General features: G+C 71.5%; 20 protein-coding genes. 9 read left to right on the top strand and 11 right to left on the bottom strand.

The annotated features are described in order from the left end of the window. The first annotated feature begins 68 nt into the window (after positions 1 to 68). A complete protein-coding gene (locus ACH4UK_RS12665) occupies positions 69 to 659 on the top strand; it encodes a TetR/AcrR family transcriptional regulator (RefSeq protein WP_398356021.1) in 591 nt (196 codons plus the stop codon). A gap of 15 nt (positions 660 to 674) precedes the next feature. On the opposite strand, the gene ACH4UK_RS12660 is transcribed toward ACH4UK_RS12665, so the two are convergent. Beyond that, the gene (locus tag ACH4UK_RS12660) at positions 675 to 1,895 is read right to left on the bottom strand and encodes a serine/threonine-protein kinase (RefSeq protein ID WP_398356020.1); all 1,221 of its coding nucleotides are present in this window, start codon (positions 1,893 to 1,895) and stop codon (positions 675 to 677) included. A gap of 483 nt (positions 1,896 to 2,378) precedes the next feature. Here ACH4UK_RS12660 and ACH4UK_RS12655 point away from each other — a divergent pair, with 483 nt between their 5' ends. Beyond that, on the top strand, positions 2,379 to 4,496 hold the full coding sequence (locus tag ACH4UK_RS12655; RefSeq protein WP_398356325.1) for a SpoIIE family protein phosphatase: 2,118 nt from the start codon (positions 2,379 to 2,381) through the stop codon (positions 4,494 to 4,496). A gap of 49 nt (positions 4,497 to 4,545) precedes the next feature. Further along, positions 4,546 to 5,295, top strand: a complete 750-nt coding sequence (locus ACH4UK_RS12650; RefSeq protein WP_398356019.1) for a DUF1838 family protein — start codon at positions 4,546 to 4,548, stop codon at positions 5,293 to 5,295. Between the two features lie 20 nt (positions 5,296 to 5,315). Here ACH4UK_RS12650 and ACH4UK_RS12645 read toward each other — a convergent pair whose 3' ends face one another. The 5 genes from ACH4UK_RS12645 to ACH4UK_RS12625 all read right to left on the bottom strand — a co-directional run bounded on the left by ACH4UK_RS12645 (position 5,316) and on the right by ACH4UK_RS12625 (position 9,684). Next, the gene (locus ACH4UK_RS12645; RefSeq protein WP_398356018.1) at positions 5,316 to 6,089 is read right to left on the bottom strand and encodes a calcium-binding protein; all 774 of its coding nucleotides are present in this window, start codon (positions 6,087 to 6,089) and stop codon (positions 5,316 to 5,318) included. A 193-nt stretch (positions 6,090 to 6,282) separates the two neighbouring features. Further along, entirely contained in the window at positions 6,283 to 6,798 is a 516-nt protein-coding gene (locus tag ACH4UK_RS12640) for a lytic polysaccharide monooxygenase auxiliary activity family 9 protein (protein ID WP_398356017.1), read from the bottom strand. A gap of 167 nt (positions 6,799 to 6,965) precedes the next feature. After that, positions 6,966 to 7,772 carry an HAD family hydrolase gene (locus ACH4UK_RS12635; RefSeq protein WP_398356016.1) on the bottom strand — a complete coding sequence of 269 codons (807 nt, stop codon included), beginning with the start codon at positions 7,770 to 7,772 and terminating at the stop codon, positions 6,966 to 6,968. Between the two features lie 95 nt (positions 7,773 to 7,867). Further along, positions 7,868 to 8,875, bottom strand: a complete 1,008-nt coding sequence (locus ACH4UK_RS12630; RefSeq protein ID WP_398356015.1) for a 1-aminocyclopropane-1-carboxylate deaminase — start codon at positions 8,873 to 8,875, stop codon at positions 7,868 to 7,870. A 65-nt stretch (positions 8,876 to 8,940) separates the two neighbouring features. Beyond that, positions 8,941 to 9,684, bottom strand: a complete 744-nt coding sequence (locus ACH4UK_RS12625) for a GntR family transcriptional regulator (RefSeq protein ID WP_398356014.1) — start codon at positions 9,682 to 9,684, stop codon at positions 8,941 to 8,943. Positions 9,685 to 10,212: 528 nt separating this feature from the next. Between ACH4UK_RS12625 and ACH4UK_RS12620 the strand changes: the two genes are divergently transcribed. Next, positions 10,213 to 10,965, top strand: a complete 753-nt coding sequence (locus tag ACH4UK_RS12620) for a hypothetical protein (RefSeq protein ID WP_398356013.1) — start codon at positions 10,213 to 10,215, stop codon at positions 10,963 to 10,965. 130 nt (positions 10,966 to 11,095) lie between these two features. Then, entirely contained in the window at positions 11,096 to 11,362 is a 267-nt protein-coding gene (locus tag ACH4UK_RS12615; protein WP_398356012.1) for a hypothetical protein, read from the top strand. Positions 11,363 to 11,569: 207 nt separating this feature from the next. On the opposite strand, the gene ACH4UK_RS12610 is transcribed toward ACH4UK_RS12615, so the two are convergent. From ACH4UK_RS12610 to ACH4UK_RS12600, 3 genes are read right to left on the bottom strand one after another with little or no spacing between them, the layout of a single operon-like run. Continuing rightward, the gene (locus tag ACH4UK_RS12610; RefSeq protein WP_398356011.1) at positions 11,570 to 11,779 is read right to left on the bottom strand and encodes a DUF397 domain-containing protein; all 210 of its coding nucleotides are present in this window, start codon (positions 11,777 to 11,779) and stop codon (positions 11,570 to 11,572) included. Between the two features lie 16 nt (positions 11,780 to 11,795). Then, on the bottom strand, positions 11,796 to 12,005 hold the full coding sequence (locus ACH4UK_RS12605) for a DUF397 domain-containing protein (RefSeq protein ID WP_398356010.1): 210 nt from the start codon (positions 12,003 to 12,005) through the stop codon (positions 11,796 to 11,798). Then, complete coding sequence (locus tag ACH4UK_RS12600; RefSeq protein WP_398356009.1) at positions 12,002 to 12,838, bottom strand: Scr1 family TA system antitoxin-like transcriptional regulator; 837 nt, start codon at positions 12,836 to 12,838, stop codon at positions 12,002 to 12,004. The genes ACH4UK_RS12605 and ACH4UK_RS12600 overlap by 4 nt, the downstream gene beginning before the upstream one ends. 107 nt (positions 12,839 to 12,945) lie before the next feature. On the opposite strand from ACH4UK_RS12600, the gene ACH4UK_RS12595 reads away from it, so the two are divergent. Genes ACH4UK_RS12595 through ACH4UK_RS12585 form a run of 3 tightly spaced genes read left to right on the top strand, consistent with a single transcriptional unit; the run spans position 12,946 to position 14,047 of the window. Next, on the top strand, positions 12,946 to 13,206 hold the full coding sequence (locus ACH4UK_RS12595; protein WP_398356008.1) for a hypothetical protein: 261 nt from the start codon (positions 12,946 to 12,948) through the stop codon (positions 13,204 to 13,206). After that, positions 13,203 to 13,610, top strand: coding sequence for a hypothetical protein (locus tag ACH4UK_RS12590; protein WP_398356007.1), 408 nt, complete (start codon positions 13,203 to 13,205; stop codon positions 13,608 to 13,610). The genes ACH4UK_RS12595 and ACH4UK_RS12590 overlap by 4 nt, the downstream gene beginning before the upstream one ends. Positions 13,611 to 13,615: 5 nt before the next feature. Then, positions 13,616 to 14,047 (top strand): hypothetical protein, encoded by a 432-nt coding sequence (locus tag ACH4UK_RS12585; RefSeq protein WP_398356006.1) that lies wholly within the window; start codon positions 13,616 to 13,618, stop codon positions 14,045 to 14,047. A gap of 78 nt (positions 14,048 to 14,125) precedes the next feature. Here the strand turns inward: ACH4UK_RS12585 and ACH4UK_RS12580 are convergent, their stop codons facing one another. Next, positions 14,126 to 14,944, bottom strand: coding sequence for an SDR family NAD(P)-dependent oxidoreductase (locus ACH4UK_RS12580; RefSeq protein ID WP_398356005.1), 819 nt, complete (start codon positions 14,942 to 14,944; stop codon positions 14,126 to 14,128). 254 nt (positions 14,945 to 15,198) lie between these two features. Here ACH4UK_RS12580 and ACH4UK_RS12575 point away from each other — a divergent pair, with 254 nt between their 5' ends. Beyond that, on the top strand, positions 15,199 to 16,347 hold the full coding sequence (locus ACH4UK_RS12575; protein ID WP_398356004.1) for an NYN domain-containing protein: 1,149 nt from the start codon (positions 15,199 to 15,201) through the stop codon (positions 16,345 to 16,347). Between the two features lie 66 nt (positions 16,348 to 16,413). Here the strand turns inward: ACH4UK_RS12575 and ACH4UK_RS12570 are convergent, their stop codons facing one another. Continuing rightward, positions 16,414 to 17,478, bottom strand: coding sequence for an alpha/beta hydrolase family protein (locus ACH4UK_RS12570; protein ID WP_398356003.1), 1,065 nt, complete (start codon positions 17,476 to 17,478; stop codon positions 16,414 to 16,416). Positions 17,479 to 17,586: the final 108 nt, after the last annotated feature.

Raw genomic sequence — 17,586 nt, 5'->3', positions numbered from 1 at the left:
GGTATTGTTCGGTCCTTGGCGACGAGATGTCAACAAGAGATTGGCTGGAACCCCCCTATGCTCACCGAATGATCACATCACCGAGCAGTGTGCGCCGCAGCGAACGGGCACGCCGCGCGATCCTGTGGTCCGCTCTCGACCTCTGTACGGAGCGGGGGTACGGGCACGTCACGATAGAGGCCATCGCGGCCGGCGCCGGGGTCAGCAAGAAGACGATCTACCGCTGGTGGCCGTCCAAGGGCGCGGTGCTGCTGGAGGCGTTCACCGACGCCCTGATCGACGCCACCCCGTTCGCGGACACCGGCGATATCGGCGCCGACCTGCGCACCCATGTCGCCGGCGCGGTCCAACTGCTCTCGGTGCCGCCGTTCGGCCCCGCCTACGCGGGCATCCTCTCCGAGCTGCACCACGACGACCTGCTCGCCCAGCAACTGCGCGAGCAACTGGTCGACCCACGCGTGGAGGAAGCGATCGGCCGGCTGCGCAGCGCCCAGGAACAGGGCCAGATCCCGCCCGGCGCGGACCTCCCGCTGGCCGTGGAGATGCTGTACGGCCCCGTCTACTACCGCCATGTGCTGCGCAAGCCCGTCCAGGACGAGGCGACGGTCGCGGCCCTGGTGGACCACGTCCTGCGCTCGCTGCGCGCGCCGGGGTACTGAGGAGAGCCGCTCCGCCTACCCGAAGGCCTCCAGGGCCAGCGGCAGGTCGTCCAGCCACGCCTGGAGGCGGGAGCGCCTCCCGGCGGCGAGAAGGCACGGGTGGGCCGCGCCGTGGTGCAGGTGCACGACGACCTGGAGGTGCTTGGGGCCCGCGGCCGCGTACGTCACGGTGCTGATCCGGGCCCAGGTGTAGTGCACCTCCGCGTTCTCCGGGCCCAGCGTGACGCCCTCCTCGTCGACCAGGAGCGAACTTCCCGGTCCGACCGCCACGAAGGTCAGGTCGGCGAAGCCGGCGGCGGGCGGCACACCGCCCGCCAGGACGGGCTCGGTGGGGGCCTGGTGCGGCAGGAAGGCGTTGGACGGGGCGTACGACGGCGGCGGCGGGAGCACCGCCACCGTGGGGGCGTACGCCGCGGCGGGCGCATCGGCCGGGGCGTCCGGTACGAACAGGTCCAGGAGGCCCGCCGGGGTGGGCCGCTGGTCCGGGGCCTTGGTCAGACACGCCGCCAGGACCGGACGCAGCCCCTCCGGCACGGCGGCCAGGTCCGGCGGCTCGTGCACCGACCGGTACATCATGCCCATCGGCGTGCCCGCCCCGAACGCGCTGCCACCCGCCGCCGCGACCAGCACCGCACCCAGCGCGAACACATCGGCGGCGCCGCTGACGGCCTCCCCCTGGGCCTGCTCGGGGGCCAGGAACCCCGGCGTCCCGAACGCCATGCCGGTCGCCGTCAGACGGGTCGACTCCAGGGCCCGCGCGATGCCGAAGTCGAGAACCCGAGGACCGTCCGGGGCCATGATGATGTTGCCGGGCTTCAGATCGCGGTGCACCAGCCCGCAGCCGTGGATCGCCGCCAGCGCCTCGGCGAGCGCCGCCCCCAGCTGCCGCAGCCGGACCTCGTCCATCGGCCCCTCGGCCTCCAGCAGCCCGGCGAGGGTGGGCCCGGGAACGTACGCCGTGGCCAGCCAGGGCGCCGCCGCCGCAGGATCCGCGTCCACCACGGGGGCCGTGTGGAAGCCGCCCACGCTGCGCGCGGCCGCGACCTCGGCGCGGAACCGCTCCCGGAAGTGCGGGTCGCTCGCGAGCTCCGGGCGGGCCACCTTCACCGCCACCGCCCGCCCGCCGCGCGAACGCGCCAGATAGACGGTGCCCATCCCGCCGGCGCCCAGCTCCCGCTCCACCGTGTACCCGCCGATACGCTCCGGCAGGCTGCTGCCGTCCGCTCCGTGCTGCATGTGCTGAACGCCCCCCTGTGTTCCGGCGGTTCAGTATGACGCAGGGCCCCGCCGCGGCCCGCGGCCGTCACGCCCCCGCCGTCACGCTTCCGCTGTTCACGCCTCTGCCGTCCAGCGGTGGCCGGGCCCGGTGAGCCGGGTGATGCTGGTCCGGCGCGTACCGGCTCCGGTGTACCGGTGCGCCGGAGCCGGAGGGCGGGTGGAGCCGTGTCGGACGCCGAGACCCCGGCCGGGCGCGGAGGGGCAGCGGAGGTGGGTAGGGCCGCTGAGGTGGGGAAGGCAGCCGAGGCGGGAGGGGCAGCTGAGCCGGGAAAGGCAGCCGAGCCGGGAAAGGCCGGAAGTGTGACGGCCGGAAGCGGGACGGCCGGAAGCGGGACGGCCAAAAGTGCGAAGGCCGGAGGCGGGACGGCCGGAAGCGGGAAGGCCGAAAGTGCGACGGCCGGAAGCGGGACGGCCGGTCGGCTCGGGAGCAGCCCCGAGCAGCTGGACGAGGCCGTGCTGGCGGCGGTGTTCGACCAGTCCGCCGTGGGCCTGATCGTGCTCGACCCGCAGCTCCGGCTGGTCCACGCCAACTCACTGGTCGAGGGCGTGGAGACCGAGGAGTACATCGGCCGCCGGTTCACCGAGGCCTTCCGGCTCGACGACCCGGACGGCTCCGAGCTGCTCCTGAAGCGGGTGCTGGCCGGTGAGGGTCCGGTGCGCGACCACCCCGTCCGGGGCCGGCTGCGCCGGATCCCCGGCGACCGGGAGTTCCTGGTCTCCTCCTACCGCCTGAACGGCCCCGAGGGCCCCGCGGCGCCCGCGCTCGGCCTGTTGACCGCGGTCGTCGACGTCACCGAGCGGGCGCGGGCGCGCGCCCGGGGGGCCGCGCTCGCCGCCGTGCGGGACGCGGTCGGCGGCTCTCTCGACGTCGCCGCCACCTGCCGGTCCTTCATCGACGCCCTGGTGCCCGGATTCGCCGACCTCGCCGTCATCGAGGTGGTGGACGAGGTCCTGCGCGGCGCCGACCCGCCGGTCGGTCCGCTGCCGCCGGAGGCCCCGCTGCGCCGCGCGGCCCGCGGCCGGTGCGAGAGCGTCCGGGACACGGCGGAGGCCGCGGCCGGGGACCGGGGCCGCCCGGACGGCGCGACCCGCCGCCTTCCTCCCCGTACGCCGTACGCGCTCGCCGTCGCCGATCTGAGGCCCCGGCTCGTCCCGCTGACCGGCGACACCCCGTGGCTCGACGCCGACCCGGACGGCGCGCAGGCCGTGGCGCAGGCCGGCGCCCACTCCCTGATCGTCGTCCCCCTCACCCTGCGGGGCGCGGTCCTCGGGCTGGTCAGCCTCTACCGGTGCGGGGCCGCCGAGCCCTTCGACGAGGACGACCTCTCCGTGGCCGGGACGGCGGCCACCCGCGCGGCCCTCGGCATCGACAACGCCCGCCGCTACGAGCGCGAGCACGTCATCGCCTCGACCGTCCAGCGGCGGCTGCTCCCGCAGGTCGAGCGGCAGCAGACCGCCGTCGAGACCGCCCATGTCCTGCTGCCGGGCCGGGACAGCGGCTGCTGGTTCGACACGATCCCCCTGTCCGGCGCCCGAACGGCCCTGGTGGTGGGCGGTGTCGGGGGCGAGGGCCTCCAGTCGGCCATCGCGATGGGCCAGCTGCGTACGGTCATCCAGGCGCTGGCGGGCCTCGACCTGGAGCCGGAGGAGGTCCTGGCCCGGCTCAAGGACACGGCCGACCGCCTCGCCCACGAACGGGCCGCGCTGCCCCCGAGCGACTCCCTCCACGGCGAACCCCTGAGCGCGGGCTGTGTGTACGGGGTCTACGACCCGTTCACCCGCACCTGCACCGTCGCGCGGGCCGGGCACCCCGCGCCGCTGATCGTCGGACCCGACGGGCGGGCGATCGCCCTCGACGTACCGGAGGGTCCCGGACTCTTCTCCGCCGACAGCGCCCTCTTCGCCCCCGCCGCCGTCACCCTCGAGGAGGGCAGCCTCCTCGCGTTCTGCACCGCCGAACTGCTCTCCGGCGACCACGCCGAGGAACGCATCACGCGGGCCCTCGCCCGGTCGGGCCGCAGTCTCCAGCAGCGGGGCGACGACATCGTCTACGCGCTCCCCGACGACACCCGTTCCGCCGGTGCGGCCCTGCTCCTGGCCCGTACGGGTACGGTCTCCGACCACCTCGTCGCCACCTGGGACCTGCCCCAGGACCCCACGGCGCCCGCCACCGCCCGGGTGCTCGTACGCGACCGGCTCCAGGGCTGGGACCTGGACGAGGACACCGTCGAGGCGACGGAGCTGATCGTCAGCGAACTGGTCACCAACGCCGTCCGTTACGGGGCCCCGCCGCTGCGGCTGCGCCTCCTGCTGGACTCCACGCTCACCTGCGAGGTCCACGACGGCTCCACGGCCGCCCCGCACCTGCGGCACGCCCGGACCGTCGACGAGGGTGGCCGGGGCCTGTTCATCGTGTCCCGCCTGGCCTCCCACTGGGGAGCCCGCCACGGGCCGGACGGCAAGGTGCTGTGGACCGAACAGGACCTGCCGGGCGCCGATTCCGGCCCACCTGAGCCCCCGCCCCCGCCTCCGTCCCCCTCTCCGCTCCCGCCGGACTGATTCCGCCCGAACGGCACGTCGGTCGCGCCGATCGAGCAGAGTGGTCCCCATGACGACACCCGCGGAGCTGCTCCGTTCCTTCGCCCGCACCCGCGCCTCCCTCGACGGCGAGGAGGTCACGTACTGGTGGTCGGGAGACGTCTACTCCTGGGCCCCCGACGAGCCCTACCAGCGGGTCTTCGGCTTCGAGGGCCTCAATGTCTCCCGCCTGGTCCAGGACGCCGATGCCGGTCCTGACGCGTACCAACTGCTCACCCGCGAGGCGGCGTTCTATCTGGATCCCGTCAGCCGCGAGATCCTGGAGACCTGGCAGGACCTGCCGGTGGTGCACGTCTGGAACGACCCGGCGAACCAGAAGTGGCGTCCCTTCCCGATCCCGACGACCGACCTCGGGGATCAGGTCTGCTTCAGCCTGGAGATCCCGCTCGCCTACCCGTCGCCGCTGCCGGTCGCGCAGTATCCGGTCCACTCGGCGGGGGACACGTACAAGGCCCTGGAGCTCTTCCAGTTCTTCGCCGACCGCGCCGACCTGGCGGGCCCGGCGCCCAGTGTCCCGGCCACCATGTCGTGGAGCCGGATGTCCCCGTGGCTCCCGTGGATGGCCCGGGGGCAGCGGCCCGGCGGCCTCACCTTCCACTGCCGGGGCCGCAAGCTCGGTGCGTACGCCGAGGTCCCCGAGCGGACGCGCGCCTATATCGCCGCCCACCACCCGGAGTTCGCCCACGCCCCGGAGCGGTGGAGCGAGCCGAACGAGACCAGCTGGACCTACTTCCGCAGGCTCAACCCGCCCCAGGGGTAGGCCCCGGCGACCGGATCCGTCTACGGGAGCGCGATGTCGCGGCCCGGACCGCCTTCGACGGTGTCCTTCCCCGGGCCGCCGACGATCAGGTCGTCGCCGCCCTCGCCGTGCAGCATGTCGTCGCCGGTGCCGCCGAGCAGGATGTCGTCGCCGTCCCCGCCCATGACGTGGTCGTCGCCCGGACCCGCGTACACGATGTCATCACCGTCGTACGCCTCGATCATGTCGTCGCCCCGGCCACCCCACAGCAGCTGGTCGCCGTCGACGGCCATCAGGTGGTCCATGCCGTCGCCGCCGTCGAGGACGACGCGCCCCATGACCATGTCGTCGCCCGCGTCACCCCGCACCGTGTGCGCGGTGTGGGCGTGCAGCATGTCGTCGCCGGGGCCGCCGCTGACGGTGGCGACGCCGGGGTCGCTGGTGGCGATCTCGTCGTCGCCGTCGCCGAGGAAGACGTCGATCCGGTCCGGCCGGGCGCTGTCGGTGGGCAGTTCGCAGACGACGTACGTCTCGTCCCCGGGGGTGAGATACGTGCAGTGGTCGCCGGGCTCCATCGGCACCGCGTCACGGAAGCCGATGCGCCGGACCCCGTCGCCCTGGTCCATCGGCACCACGTGGAGGTCGTTGACCTGGCCGGGGGCGGCGGTGAAGGTGATCGACTGCGTCGCCCAGTCGGCGCCGACGCGGGCCTTCGCCCCGGTGGCGGCGGTGGCCGCGACTGCCGGGGACACGGCGAGGCCGGTGGCGAGCAGGGCCACGGCGGCTGCGTGGGCGGTGACGTGGTGGCGGTTCATGGGACCTCATCTCGATGGGTGGCCGGTGTCCTCGCCCGCGCACAGGCGAGGAGCCGCCCGTCGCCCGGAGCGAACGGTGCACCGCCCGCTCCGGACGCCGGCCGGACATCAGCCGGTCCGGTTCATTCAGGTTCGTTCAGCTTCATTCGGCTTCGTACCGGCAGAGCCGGGAGTGCGGGAGTGCGGTGGCGCGTCAGCTCACGTTCACGTCGATGCAGGCGTAGAAGGCGTTGGTGGTGTCGGCGATGTTCCACACGGCCAGAACCTTCTGCTTGCCGGACAGGCCGCCGAAGTTCACCTGGTGCGTGACGGTCTCGCCGGGCCGGGCGCCACCGTCGTTGAACTCCGCGAGCCTCTGGCCACCGGCGTAGTACTGCCAGGTGCTGGTGGCGTGACTCACGGTCAGCCGCCAGTTGAAGCTGGTTGTCCGGCCGACCGGGGTGACGTTCCAACCCTTGCCGTCGTCGTTGAGCTCGGCGAAGCGGGCGTTCCCTCCGCTGCAACTCGTCAGACCCTTGGGGCCCTCGACGCTCTGCGGCTCGTACTTGATCTCGCCGCAGGAGACCACGCCGGAGGCGCACTGGGCCTGTCGGCTGGGGGGTGAGGATATGTAGCCGTGCGCGCTCGCGCTGCCGGCGGGCAGGCTCACGGCCAGCAGTGGGGCGATTCCCGCGCCGATGGCGACGGCCAGCATCTTCTTGCTCTTCATGACAACTCCTCTGTGGGGGTTGGCGCTTGCCCGCACGAGGGGCAAGCATGCACATGACAAGCAGCAACGCCATGACGGTGGGGGCTGTCACGGGTGGCGATGGAAGCGTACCCCACTTGGTCTAGACCAAGCTAGGGTGCGGGCGCGGGCGACGTTGAGGCGGCGGCTCAGCCGAACAGCCGCTCCAGGACCACCGCGACCCCGTCCTCCGCGTTCGACAGCGTCACCTCGTCGGCCGCCGCGCGCAGCTCCAGGTGGGCGTTGCCCATGGCCACCCGGTGCCCCGAACCGGCGAACATCGGCAGGTCGTTGGGCATGTCCCCGAACGCGATCGTCCGCTCGGCCCCGGTGCCGAACAGCTCGGCGGCCACCGCCAGCCCCGTCCCCTTGTCCACCCCGCGCGGCGCGAGCTCCACCGTGCCGGGCCCCGCCATGGTCACCGTCGCCAGATCACCCACGGCCCCCCGCGCGGCGGCCGCCAGCGCGTCGTCGCCCAGCTCCGGGTGGCGCACCAGCACCTTGATCACAGGCCGCTCCCACAACGCGGCCCGGGATGAGACGCGTTGGGCGGGAAGCGTCGGGTTCGGCATCCGGTACCCGGCCTCGATCAGGGTCGCCCCGTCCACGCCGTCCTGGTCCACAGCGGCGAACACGGCCCCGACCTCCGCCTCGATCTTCCCGAGCGCGGTGTCGGCGGCCTCCCGATCCAGGACGACGGACCGCAACAGCCGCCCTGCGTCGGCGTCGTACAGCTGCGTCCCCTGCCCACAGACGACGAGCCCGGTGTACGCCAGGTCCGCGAGCAGGGCCCGTATCCCCGGGACGGGCCGCCCGGTGACGATCAGATGGCGGGCGCCCGAGCCGGCGGCGCGGGCGAGCGCCGCGCGGGACCGGGCGCTCACGGTGTCGTCCGGGCGGAGCAGGGTGCCGTCCAGGTCGGTGGCGACGAGGTCATAGGCGGGGGGCGTGGGCATGGGCCCCAGCCTAGAAGGACCCGAACGGCCGCTTGCCCGCCAGGGGTGGATCGGCTATGCGGATCGGCCGGGCGGGCGCGGGGACCGCTGTCGCGTCAGGCGAAGATCCCGCTGTAGGCGTTCAGGGCCGGCTGGCCGCCGAGGTGGGCGTACAGGACGTTGGAGTCCTTGGGGATCTCGCCGCCGCGCACCAGGTCGATGAGTCCGGCCATGGATTTGCCCTCGTAGACCGGGTCGATGATCATCCCTTCGAGCCGGCCGGTGAGCTTGATGGCGTCCACCGTGGACGGCACCGGTATGCCGTAGAGCTCGCCGGCCCAGCCCTCCAGGACGGTGATCTCGTCGTCCTTCAGATCCCTGCCGAGTCCGATGAGTCCGGCGGTGGCACGGGCGATTCTCGCCACCTGGTCACGGGTCTCGGCGAGCTTCGCCGACGCGTCGATGCCCAGGACCCGCCGCGGCCGGTCCTGGCCCGCGAACCCGGCGATCATGCCTGCCTGGGTGCTGCCGGTGACGCTGCACACCACGACGGTGTCGAAGAACACGCCCAACTCCTCCTCCTGCCGCTGCACTTCGCGCGCCCAGTTCGCGAAGCCGAGGCCGCCGAGGGGATGGTCGGATCCGCCGGCCGGAATGGCGTACGGGGTGCCGCCCGCAGCCCGTACATCGTCCAGGGCCTGACGCCAGCTGTCCTTGACGCCGATGCCGAAGCCCGCCTGCACCAGGCGCACGTCCGCGCCCATGATGCGGGACAGCAGGATGTTGCCGACCTTGTCGTTGACCGCGTCGGGCCAGTCCACCCAGCTCTCCTGGATCAGGACCGCCTTCAGGCCGGCGCGGGCGGCCACGGCCGCCACCTGCCGTGTGTGGTTGGACTGCACGCCGCCGATGCTGACGAGCGTGTCCGCGCCCTGCCGGAGGGCGTCGGGAAGCAGGTACTCCAGCTTGCGGGTCTTGTTGCCGCCGTAGGCGAGACCGGCGTTGCAGTCCTCCCGCTTGGCCCAGATGCGTGCACCGCCGAGATGCTCGCTGAGCCGGTCCAGCGGATGCACCGGGCTGGGGCCGAACAGCAGGGGGTAACGCTCGAAGTCGTCCAGGGACATCGCGGGCTCCTCGTGGGCGTGGATGGTCCGGCGCGGCCCGGTGACGAGCCGCGTCGCACGGGCGTTCAGGAAACTTCGGGCGCGTTGCTCGACGATCTGCCGCCGGTCCCCGATCCGCCGGGTTCCCCGGTGGCGGCCCCCGTTCCGGCCTCCGGCCAGGCGTCGAGCAGCGGCAGCAGCGTCTGCCAGTTCGCCCGGGTCGCGGCCACCGCGCCCTCGACGTCCCCGGCCGCGCACAGCGCGATGATCCGGTCGTGCTGGGCGACCGACCCGCGCCCGCTCAGCGAGGAGAAGCGCAGCCGCTCCAGGCGTCGCAGTACGGGCGTGAACTGGTCGAGAACGGTGGCGACGGCCGCGTTGGCGCAGGCGGTCACGGCGACGCCGTGGAACGCGTCGTCGGCCTCCAGCGCCCCGTCCGCGTCGTTGCGCCGCAGGGCGTCGGCGAAGCGCGCGTTCGCCTCGCGCATCGCGTCGAGCTCCACCGCGCCCAGCTGTGGGACCGCTTCGCGCACGGCGAGTTCGTGCATGGCGGAGGTGACGGACTGAGCGGCCCGGACGGCGCGGACGTCGAGCGGGCTCACGAGGGTGTGGCGACCGGGCTTCGTCTGCACGAGCCCCGCCTGCTCCAGCCGCGCCAGCGCCTCACGCACCGGCGTGCGGCTGACCCCGAGCCACTCGGCCAGGTCACCGTCGTTGAGACGCTCGCCGGGCGCGAGCGTGCCGTCGACGATGGCGTCACGGATGGCCCGGTAGGCGCTCTCACGGAGGAGCGACCGGGAGACGAGACCTCGGTTCTGCGGAACTGGCATGCAATATATTGCATGCCGTACGGGGGTGGGCTGTCAAGGGCGGTGCGTGCGTCGTCGTGCGCGGTGCGGTCATGGCAGTTCGGGTGCCTGTGACCGATGCCTGACCGCCGCGCAGGGGAGACGGACAAGGTCGCCGCCCGCGAACACGCCGCGAAAGAAGACGAGTTCGCCGGAATTCAGAACTGACGCGTGCTCACGAAGCTGAATACTGACGGCTTTCACGCCACCATGCTGCCGACGAGGGCCCTGCCTGTTCTCGCCCGCGCCGAAGTCTCCCCGTGGCGGCCGATCCCCCTCACTGACGACCACACCAGCCCTCGTGAACATCGGCTTTCGGAGGAAACGACCTCCTCGTTGGAGAAACCTCCCAGCTTGTTCGGTGGCTCGGATTCGTTAGTTCCTGCTGGTTGACGCAAAGACCGATGACAACGTTGTATTTGGCGCAGCCCGCGTGACCAGTGGGTCACATGAAGCCCTTCTGACCAGAGGGCTAAAGGGAGTACAGAAAACAGATCATGGGGGATACGCATGTTTTCCATGCGTCGCAGAACGATAGGCCAGGCTCTGGTTACCGCGTCCGCGCTCGTCGCCGGAATGCTCGCCACCCTGGCACCTGCCACGGCTGCCGAGCAGCCGTCTCCGCCGTCGGCTCAGGAATATCTGTCCTGGCTTGCTGCGCAGGGCGATCCCGGGGCGGCCCGGACGGCCACAGAGTTCAAGGCCTTGTCCGAGGCCGACCAGAAGAAGTTTCTCGCCTACTTGGTGGACAAGGAGGCAATGGCCGCTCTCGCCCAGGCCGCTACCGGGGACCTCGACGGTGATCCCGCCGACGAAACCGGCGGCCCGGTGCAACATAAGCGTGCCGTGCTCGCCGACGGCGACATCGAGGTCACCTCGGAGCAGGGGGTGAAGCCGGAGTCCCCCAACGGGCAGGCTTCCACCTTCGCCGCGGCTCAGGACTGGTCCTGCTGGTACAACGCGAAGCAGAAAGTGCTCGGGGTCACCATCACGAGCCTGAACTTCAAGCAGTGGTACCACTCCACCGGAACCAAGGTGGACAAGGTCTACAACGCGTCGGCCTCGCACACGAACTACAACGTGGGTGTCTCGATCAGCCACGAACCGGAGGAGCAGTGGATCTCCGGTGCCGGCAACGCCCTGGCCTACGTGACCTGGCACGGGAACATCATCTACAAGGGGTTCGGTGTGAGCCTGGACAAGCGCCACCATCTGCGGTGCGACGAGACTGGGCTCAGGTATCACTATCTCAAGAACGTCTAAGGAGTGCCCATGGCATCCACTGCTCGACGGGTCTGGTTGTTCGTCGGCGTAGCTTTGGCCGCGCTGCTGGTGATAGGCGTCGTGGGTATGGCCCTTTGGGCTCAGCTCTGACATCGGAACGGGAGACGGTATGCCGAACGCCACTGTCCAGGCGGCCTACTGGGGGGCACCCAGGAATTCCTCTGCGGCTTCTCCGGCCGCAGTGGCAGGCTGGGTGCTACTGGTCCTACTGGCGCAGGTGATCTTGGCCGCCGTCCCTCTCGCTGTGATCCTGGTGTTCACCAAGCTGCAGAACAATCGGCTCCCGGTGCGCCTGGGCGTGATCGTGTGGAGTATTGCGGTCACCGTTGCAGCGTTGGTAATCGCCACAACGACAGGAACGGCCGGATTCGCTTAGCGAAGCGGAGAGCGTAGTCCCCCGGCCCGCCAATCCGGTGCCGGGGACTACGTGAATCTGTAGCGGCGAACCGGGGACGCGACGATCGTCTACGCCAGGTTCGACCGGCGGATCGACACCCGGGGCGTCGGCGTGGCCGCTCCACCTGGTTGCAGCAACAGCCCCACCGTGCCTGCACGGCGGGGCTGTTGCGCTGTTGGCTCGGGCTCAGGCGGTGCCGAAGTCTCCGGCCCGGACGCCCGCGACGAAGGCGGTGAATGCGGCGGCGGGGATGGTGAGGGCCGGGCCGGTCGTGTTCTTGGAGTCGCGGACGGGGACGATGCCGTGGGGGGTGGCGAGGTTGGTGGCGACCTCGACGCACTGGCCGCCGTTGGCGCTGTACGAGGACGTGAACCAACGAGGGGTCTCGGTTGTCACGGGTGCCCTTCCATAGTTACGGATGATGCAACTCTCCGGACTTGATACCCGTGACGAAGGCGGTGAATGCGGCGGCGGGGACGGTGAGGGCCGGGCCGGTCGTGTTCTTGGAGTCGCGGACGGGGACGATGCCGTGGGGGGTGGCGAGGTTGGTGGCGACCTCGACGCAAGCGCCGCCATTGTTGCTGTACGAGGACGTGAACCAACGGGGGGTCTCGGTTGTCACGGGGTGCCCTTTCGCAACTGCCTGAACATGTCTACGGACGCCGCCTGGGAGGGCGCTACTGCCTGCATCTGATGGTAGGCCGTCAGATGCGGCACCACCGAGCCACTTTCACGTTCCAGATAGCCCTGCTGCGCGGACTCCGCGTACGACATGAGCGAGCGGTCGGGCAGGGTCAGGATGTAGAGCGGCAGATCGAACGGGCGGTGCTCGCCCATGTCGAACGTCGCCACCTGGATCACGGTGTTGGGCAGCTCGGCGAACTCGATCAGGCGGTCCATCTGTGCCTTCATGACCTCCGGTCCGCCGACCGGCCTGCGGATGCAGCTCTCGTCCAGCATCGCGAAGACCAACGGCGGCTTCTCCCGGACCAGGGCTGCCTGGCGCTCCGCTACCAGCGCTACGCGCTCCTGTGCCTGGTCCGCGGTGATCGCTCCTCGCCTGACCGCGCTGTCCGCCAGGACCGTTGCGTACTCCGGGGTCTGGAGCAGGCCCGGCATGACGCCGACCTCATACAGCCGGATCTCCGCCGCCCGGCGCTCGTAACCGAGGAACTCCGGGAAGCCCTCCAGCAGGCTGCCGTGCTTGATCTGGCCCAGTTCGCGCTCGAACGACGCCTCGGTCCCGGTGAGCCCCAGCACCCGGTCCGTACTACGAGAAAAGCGCAAGGTCGCGAGTTTGCGACCAGTTTCCACCGACGAGATGTGCGTGCTGGAGTAGCCGTTGTGGTTCCCCAGCTCCTCCTGCGTCCAGCCGCGCTGCTCCCGTAAGCCGCGCAGACGTGCACCGTAGGCCGCCTGCGCGGAGCTTTCCGGGTTCAACTCCTTGATGTTCACGGACCCCGCCCCGATCTTCCGTGCCGAATAGGCAAGTTGAATGGCTCCTCACGGTAGGTCACGCTGAATCGCCCCGGTAGTCATACGGCTACAGAGAGGAGCGATAGGTGTACGGCGAGAACGTCTGCCCGAACGTGCAGCAGCCTCCCGGCCTCCCGGACCTCGGAGCGCTCATGGTGGACACCGGTCACGGTGACCGCGTGGGCGAATTCCGTGGGGTCGCCGGCCCCTACTGGTCGCTGCGGCCCGTGGGCGGCGGGGCCGAGTGGGAGGCCGAGCCGCATCGGGTCCGGCCCGCGATCCTCATGGAGCAGCTCCGGGCAAGGGCCGCACGGCTCAATGCCCGCAGTCGGGGTGAGGTGCTGTGAACGTCCGGCATCCGCACCCCACTTGGTACGTCGCCGAGAGCCACGGCGGTGACGCGGCCCGGTCCGTCCGGCTCGGCGGGATTCTCGCCCCGACGCGGCGGCTGGCCCTCCGCTGGCTGCGGCGGCAGGCCCGGCGCATTGCGGACGCGCTCGACCCGGACCCGTACACCCCCTGGGTTCCGGCCCGTGCGCTGTACCCGGCCGGCGCGGTCGGCCGACGCGACGCACCGGCCGAACTCCGTTTCTGGGTAACCAGTTTCCGTGAACACGACTACGCGCTGGGGCGGCTCGCCAACGGGCTGCCGTACGAGTTCGTCGCCCGGGACGCCGCGTCCTGGTATGGGCTCGTCATGCGCCCGCTGGTCGCCGCCCGTACCCCTTCCCCTTCTCACCGGCAAGGATGAGCGCCATGTTGCAGTGCACCGCCTTCACCGAACTCCCCGAAATGGGCGCCCGCGTCGCGCTCATGGGACTGGAGGACGGGCCCGGCCAGGCGTCGGAAGCGCCTGAACTGGACGAATTCCTGCTCTGCGAACTCGGCGAGCACGACGAGGGGACCGAGCACGCGGCCCAGCTCTGGTCGGCTTCGGCCTCTGCGGGGCGGGACCTGTGGATGTTCTGGGCCGAGGCCGACGGACGCCGGAAGTTCCGCTTCAAGGAACTGCTGCCGTGCCCGGCCGTCATCCACCGGCTGTCCGTCAAGGACGGGGACGCCTGCGTGCTGTACGACCGGCACCCGGCCGCCCACTCCTGGGACGTGAGGGATCCGCTCGCCGATCTGATGGCGGAGCGGATCCGGGAGGACGTACGGCGCGAGCGGGACGGCCGAGGGTCCGCCTAGCGCCTGTTCGGCCCCGGCGGGGGACTCGGACGCTCCCGGAGCCGGCCGCCGACCCGCACGTTCCATCGATGGCTCACATCATGATCCACCGCAGAGGGTCCGGGTCAGCGCCATCAGCCGCTTCCTGGCCTCGGTGTCATACGCCTGCTCATGGGCTCGGGCATCGGTGAACTGGTTGAAGTAGCGGCCGGTGGTCGTCTCCAGATCGGGATCGAGGAGCAGCCGCACCGTCGGACGTACGCCCTCGTCGACCGTGGTCGCAGGGGTCAGGCCGTAGGCGCGGACCCCGCTGGTGTCCATCAGATGGGCGGGGTGAAGCGCGTTGACCGTGACGCCGGTGCCGTCCAGCTCCGCGGCCAGCTCGAAGGTGGCCATGATCAGGGCGAGCTTGCTCTTGCAGTAGGCGCGCAGCCCTTCGTAGTCCTGCTCCAGCATGACGTCGTCGAAGTCGATGGCCTCCTGCCCGATCGAAGCGACGTTGACCACGCGGGCCGGCGCCGAGTCGGTCAGCAGCGGCAGCAGGCCGCGGGCGAGTGCGTAGGGGGCCAGGTGGTTGACCGCGAAGCGCAGTTCGTGCCCCTGCCGACTGAACTGCCGCACGTGCGGGTCGGGGCCGCCGCCGACGACGGCGTTGTTCACCAAGCCATCGAGCCGCGGCTCGGCATCGCTGATCCGCGCCACGAGCGCGTGTACCTGGTCGAGGTCGGCAAGATCGGCGAGATAGGTGCGGACGGTCGCATCCGGCGCGGCAGTCCGCACCTCGGCCGCGACGGCGTCCAGACGGGTCCGGTCCCGGCCGTGCAACAGGACGGTCCGGCCGCGGGTGGCCAGGTCCAGTGCGATGCCGCGGCCCAGGCCCTGCGTGGCTCCGGTGATCAATGTCGTGCCTTGGTTCATGGCATCCAGCCTGGCAGCACCTCAACGAAACACAGGGGAGTGCGCTGACCCTGGTGTCCCCACCACCAGGGTCACGAACCTCGTTCTCGCCCTCGGCCGCAGATATCTGCCGATCGGCAGATGTGCGGAGTGCCTCCGCGCGGCAGCCTTGATTCCCCGACGACACACGCCGCTTCGAGCGGAGACCGGGGAGACCGGGGAGATCGCGGAGATCGCGGGGACCGGGGATTTCGCGGAGATCAGGGGGAGCCGTCATGCCGAACACCGTCACCGATACGCCTGCCGATACGCCCGCCGGGAAGGCCGCCGATACGCCCGCCGGGAGGGGGGATCCGGAGGGCGGCCCCCGACCTCGGCGCTGGTGGTCCGGGTGGTCCCGGTGGCCCGACCGGGCCGGACAGCTGGCGGTCGTGTGGTCGGCGCTCTACGGCGCGGCGGCGCTGTACTGGGCCCTGGGCGGGGACGGCTTCCCCTTCCAGAAGGTCGACGAGGACCGCTCGTCGGGATCGATCCTGGAGCCGAGCCGGGCCGAGGTGGTCGCCCCGGTGGTGGCCGTGTTCTGCGCCCTCGGCGTGGTCGCGGGTCTGCTGATGCTGAAGAACCTCGGGACCGGCCGGGTCCGCAAGGCCCTCCTCGCCTACGGGTGGGTGGCCGGCAGCGCCCTGACCCTCCTGATCCCCGACTACTCGCTGCTCGGTCTGCTGGCGTTCTCCCCGGCTCTGCTCGTGTTCGTCTTCACCGGGGTGCCGGGCCCGCAGGACATGGGCGACATCCTGTACTGGCACCGCGGGAACCTGATGATCGTCTTCATCGGCGGGCTGCTGTGGGTCGCCGCGACACTCGCGTACCAGCGGCGCACCAACGGGCAGTGCGTGTACTGCGGCCGGGCCCCGCACGGTCCCGGCTCCTGGACCGACCCCGTCAGGCTGCGTATCTGGGGGCGCCGGGCGGTGTGGCTGGCCGTGCTCTCGACCCTCCCGTACGACATCACCCGCATCGCCTGGTACTTCGGTCAGCCGCTCGGCATCACCGACGCGTTCCTGAAGGAGATGCAGGACACGCCCGACATGCTGGAGATCGGGCTCGCGCTGGGAGTGGTGTCGACCCTGGGCAGCCTGCTGATGCACGGGCTGATCGCCAGGTGGGGCGAGGTGTGGCCGCGCTGGGTGTGGTGGAAGAAGGGCCGGCCGATCCACCCGGCGACGGCCGTCGTCCCGGCCGGGTTCGTCGCCGTGGTGCTCATTCCGGCCGGCCTGATGGCGGTGCGCGGCTTCGAGTCCGACTCGTGGGGAATCACGGGGCCCGCGATCCTCTGGATGGTGTGGGGCGCCGCTCTGGGCGCCGCCACCTACCTGTACCACCTGCGCCGCCGTGGCGTCTGCCGCGGTTGTGGGCAGGGGTGACCCCGGCCCCGGTACGAGGCGCTGTCTGCCCGCCGGTCCGCCGATTCGGCTTCCCGTTCCGCCGGGCTACTTCGACTCGACCCGTCCGAACGCGTCGGGGCCCGACGCCAGCGCCTCGCGGGCCGTCCGCCAGGCGGTCTCGTCGGCGTACAGCCTGCTGCGCAGGTAGGCCCAGGTGAGCCGGGCGACCGCGGCCACGCGCGCGGGGTTCTCGTCGGTCGTCTCGGCGACGTCGTATCCGGAGACCCCGCCGAGTCCGTGCTCCGCGCCGAAGAGGGTGAGCAGCGCCTTGGGACCGGGCGCGAGGGTGTAGGGGTCGGCGTGCCAGTCCGGGCCCCGGACCGTCAGATGGCCGGACTCGTCCTTGTCACCGGCGACCACGAGTGCGGGCGTCTCCATCCGGGAGAAGTCCGTGGTGGTGAGGAAGGGCAGGCTCTCGGCCACGGCCGGCACGATGGCGTCGCCGCCCCGGCCCGGCGCGGCCAGCAGGACGCCCGCGCCGATCCGGGAATCGGCCAGGTCCACCTCCGTACCGTCGTCCGGATCGGTGAGGCGCGCGCCCAGCAGGAGGCCCGCGGTGTGGCCGCCCATGGAGTGCCCGGCGACGGCGATCCGGTCCCGGTCCAGGCGGCCGGTGAGTCCGGGCACCGCCGCCTCGATCTCGTCGAGCCGGTCGAGGACGCGCGACAGGTCCTCGGCGCGGGAGCGCCAGTGCAGGGGTGCGCCGGGGGTCTCGGGCGGCAGGTCCAGCGTCGTCGAGCTGAGGTGGGTCGGCTGGAGCACGGCGAACCCGTGCGCCGCCCAGAAGGTGACGAGCGGCGCGTAGCCGTTGAGCGAGGAGAGGTTGTTCGAGTAGCCCTGGCCGTGCGAGAGCAGGATGACCGGCAGGCGGCTCCCGGCCCCGGGTGTTCCCTGCCCGGGTGATCCGTGTCCAGGTGTCCCCTGCCCGGATGTCCCGTGTCCGGGTGTCCCGGCCCCGGTCAGCGGTACGGAGACGCGGACTTCGAGGTCCACGGCCCGGTCGGGGGCGGGCAGCGTCACCGGGCTGACGGAGAGGACGGGGGACGGCGGCCCGAAGACTTCGGACGGGCCGAGCGTGGCGGTGTTCGTGCGCAGGGGATGCGTGCTCATGGGAGGGGTCCCTTCCGGAAGATCCCCGCCCGGGTCCGAGGGGCCGGCGGGCAGGGGAGTGGAAGCGTCCGGCTTCGGCTAAAGTGAAGCGGAACGTTGTTCCATTTA

This window comes from Streptomyces sp. NPDC020884, assembly GCF_044333935.1.
Taxonomy (GTDB): Bacteria; Actinomycetota; Actinomycetes; order Streptomycetales; family Streptomycetaceae; genus Streptomyces.
The sequence above is the reverse complement of the archived record's forward strand: the minus strand, read 5'-3'. Positions and strand labels throughout refer to the sequence as shown.

Bases quoted from the DNA above. Each gene is read 5' to 3' on its own strand.
- ACH4UK_RS12620 (WP_398356013.1), top strand. From the start codon at position 10,213: ATGTTTTCCATGCGTCGCAGAACGATAGGCCAGGCTCTGGTTACCGCG.
- ACH4UK_RS12635 (WP_398356016.1), bottom strand. From the start codon at position 7,772: ATGCCCACGCCCCCCGCCTATGACCTCGTCGCCACCGACCTGGACGGC.
- ACH4UK_RS12570 (WP_398356003.1), bottom strand. From the start codon at position 17,478: ATGAGCACGCATCCCCTGCGCACGAACACCGCCACGCTCGGCCCGTCC.
- ACH4UK_RS12645 (WP_398356018.1), bottom strand. From the start codon at position 6,089: ATGAACCGCCACCACGTCACCGCCCACGCAGCCGCCGTGGCCCTGCTC.
- ACH4UK_RS12660 (WP_398356020.1), bottom strand. From the start codon at position 1,895: ATGCAGCACGGAGCGGACGGCAGCAGCCTGCCGGAGCGTATCGGCGGG.
- ACH4UK_RS12640 (WP_398356017.1), bottom strand. From the start codon at position 6,798: ATGAAGAGCAAGAAGATGCTGGCCGTCGCCATCGGCGCGGGAATCGCC.
- ACH4UK_RS12585 (WP_398356006.1), top strand. From the start codon at position 13,616: ATGTTGCAGTGCACCGCCTTCACCGAACTCCCCGAAATGGGCGCCCGC.
- ACH4UK_RS12615 (WP_398356012.1), top strand. From the start codon at position 11,096: ATGCCGAACGCCACTGTCCAGGCGGCCTACTGGGGGGCACCCAGGAAT.
- ACH4UK_RS12630 (WP_398356015.1), bottom strand. From the start codon at position 8,875: ATGTCCCTGGACGACTTCGAGCGTTACCCCCTGCTGTTCGGCCCCAGC.
- ACH4UK_RS12650 (WP_398356019.1), top strand. From the start codon at position 4,546: ATGACGACACCCGCGGAGCTGCTCCGTTCCTTCGCCCGCACCCGCGCC.
- ACH4UK_RS12665 (WP_398356021.1), top strand. From the start codon at position 69: ATGATCACATCACCGAGCAGTGTGCGCCGCAGCGAACGGGCACGCCGC.
- ACH4UK_RS12580 (WP_398356005.1), bottom strand. From the start codon at position 14,944: ATGAACCAAGGCACGACATTGATCACCGGAGCCACGCAGGGCCTGGGC.
- ACH4UK_RS12575 (WP_398356004.1), top strand. From the start codon at position 15,199: ATGCCGAACACCGTCACCGATACGCCTGCCGATACGCCCGCCGGGAAG.
- ACH4UK_RS12625 (WP_398356014.1), bottom strand. From the start codon at position 9,684: ATGCCAGTTCCGCAGAACCGAGGTCTCGTCTCCCGGTCGCTCCTCCGT.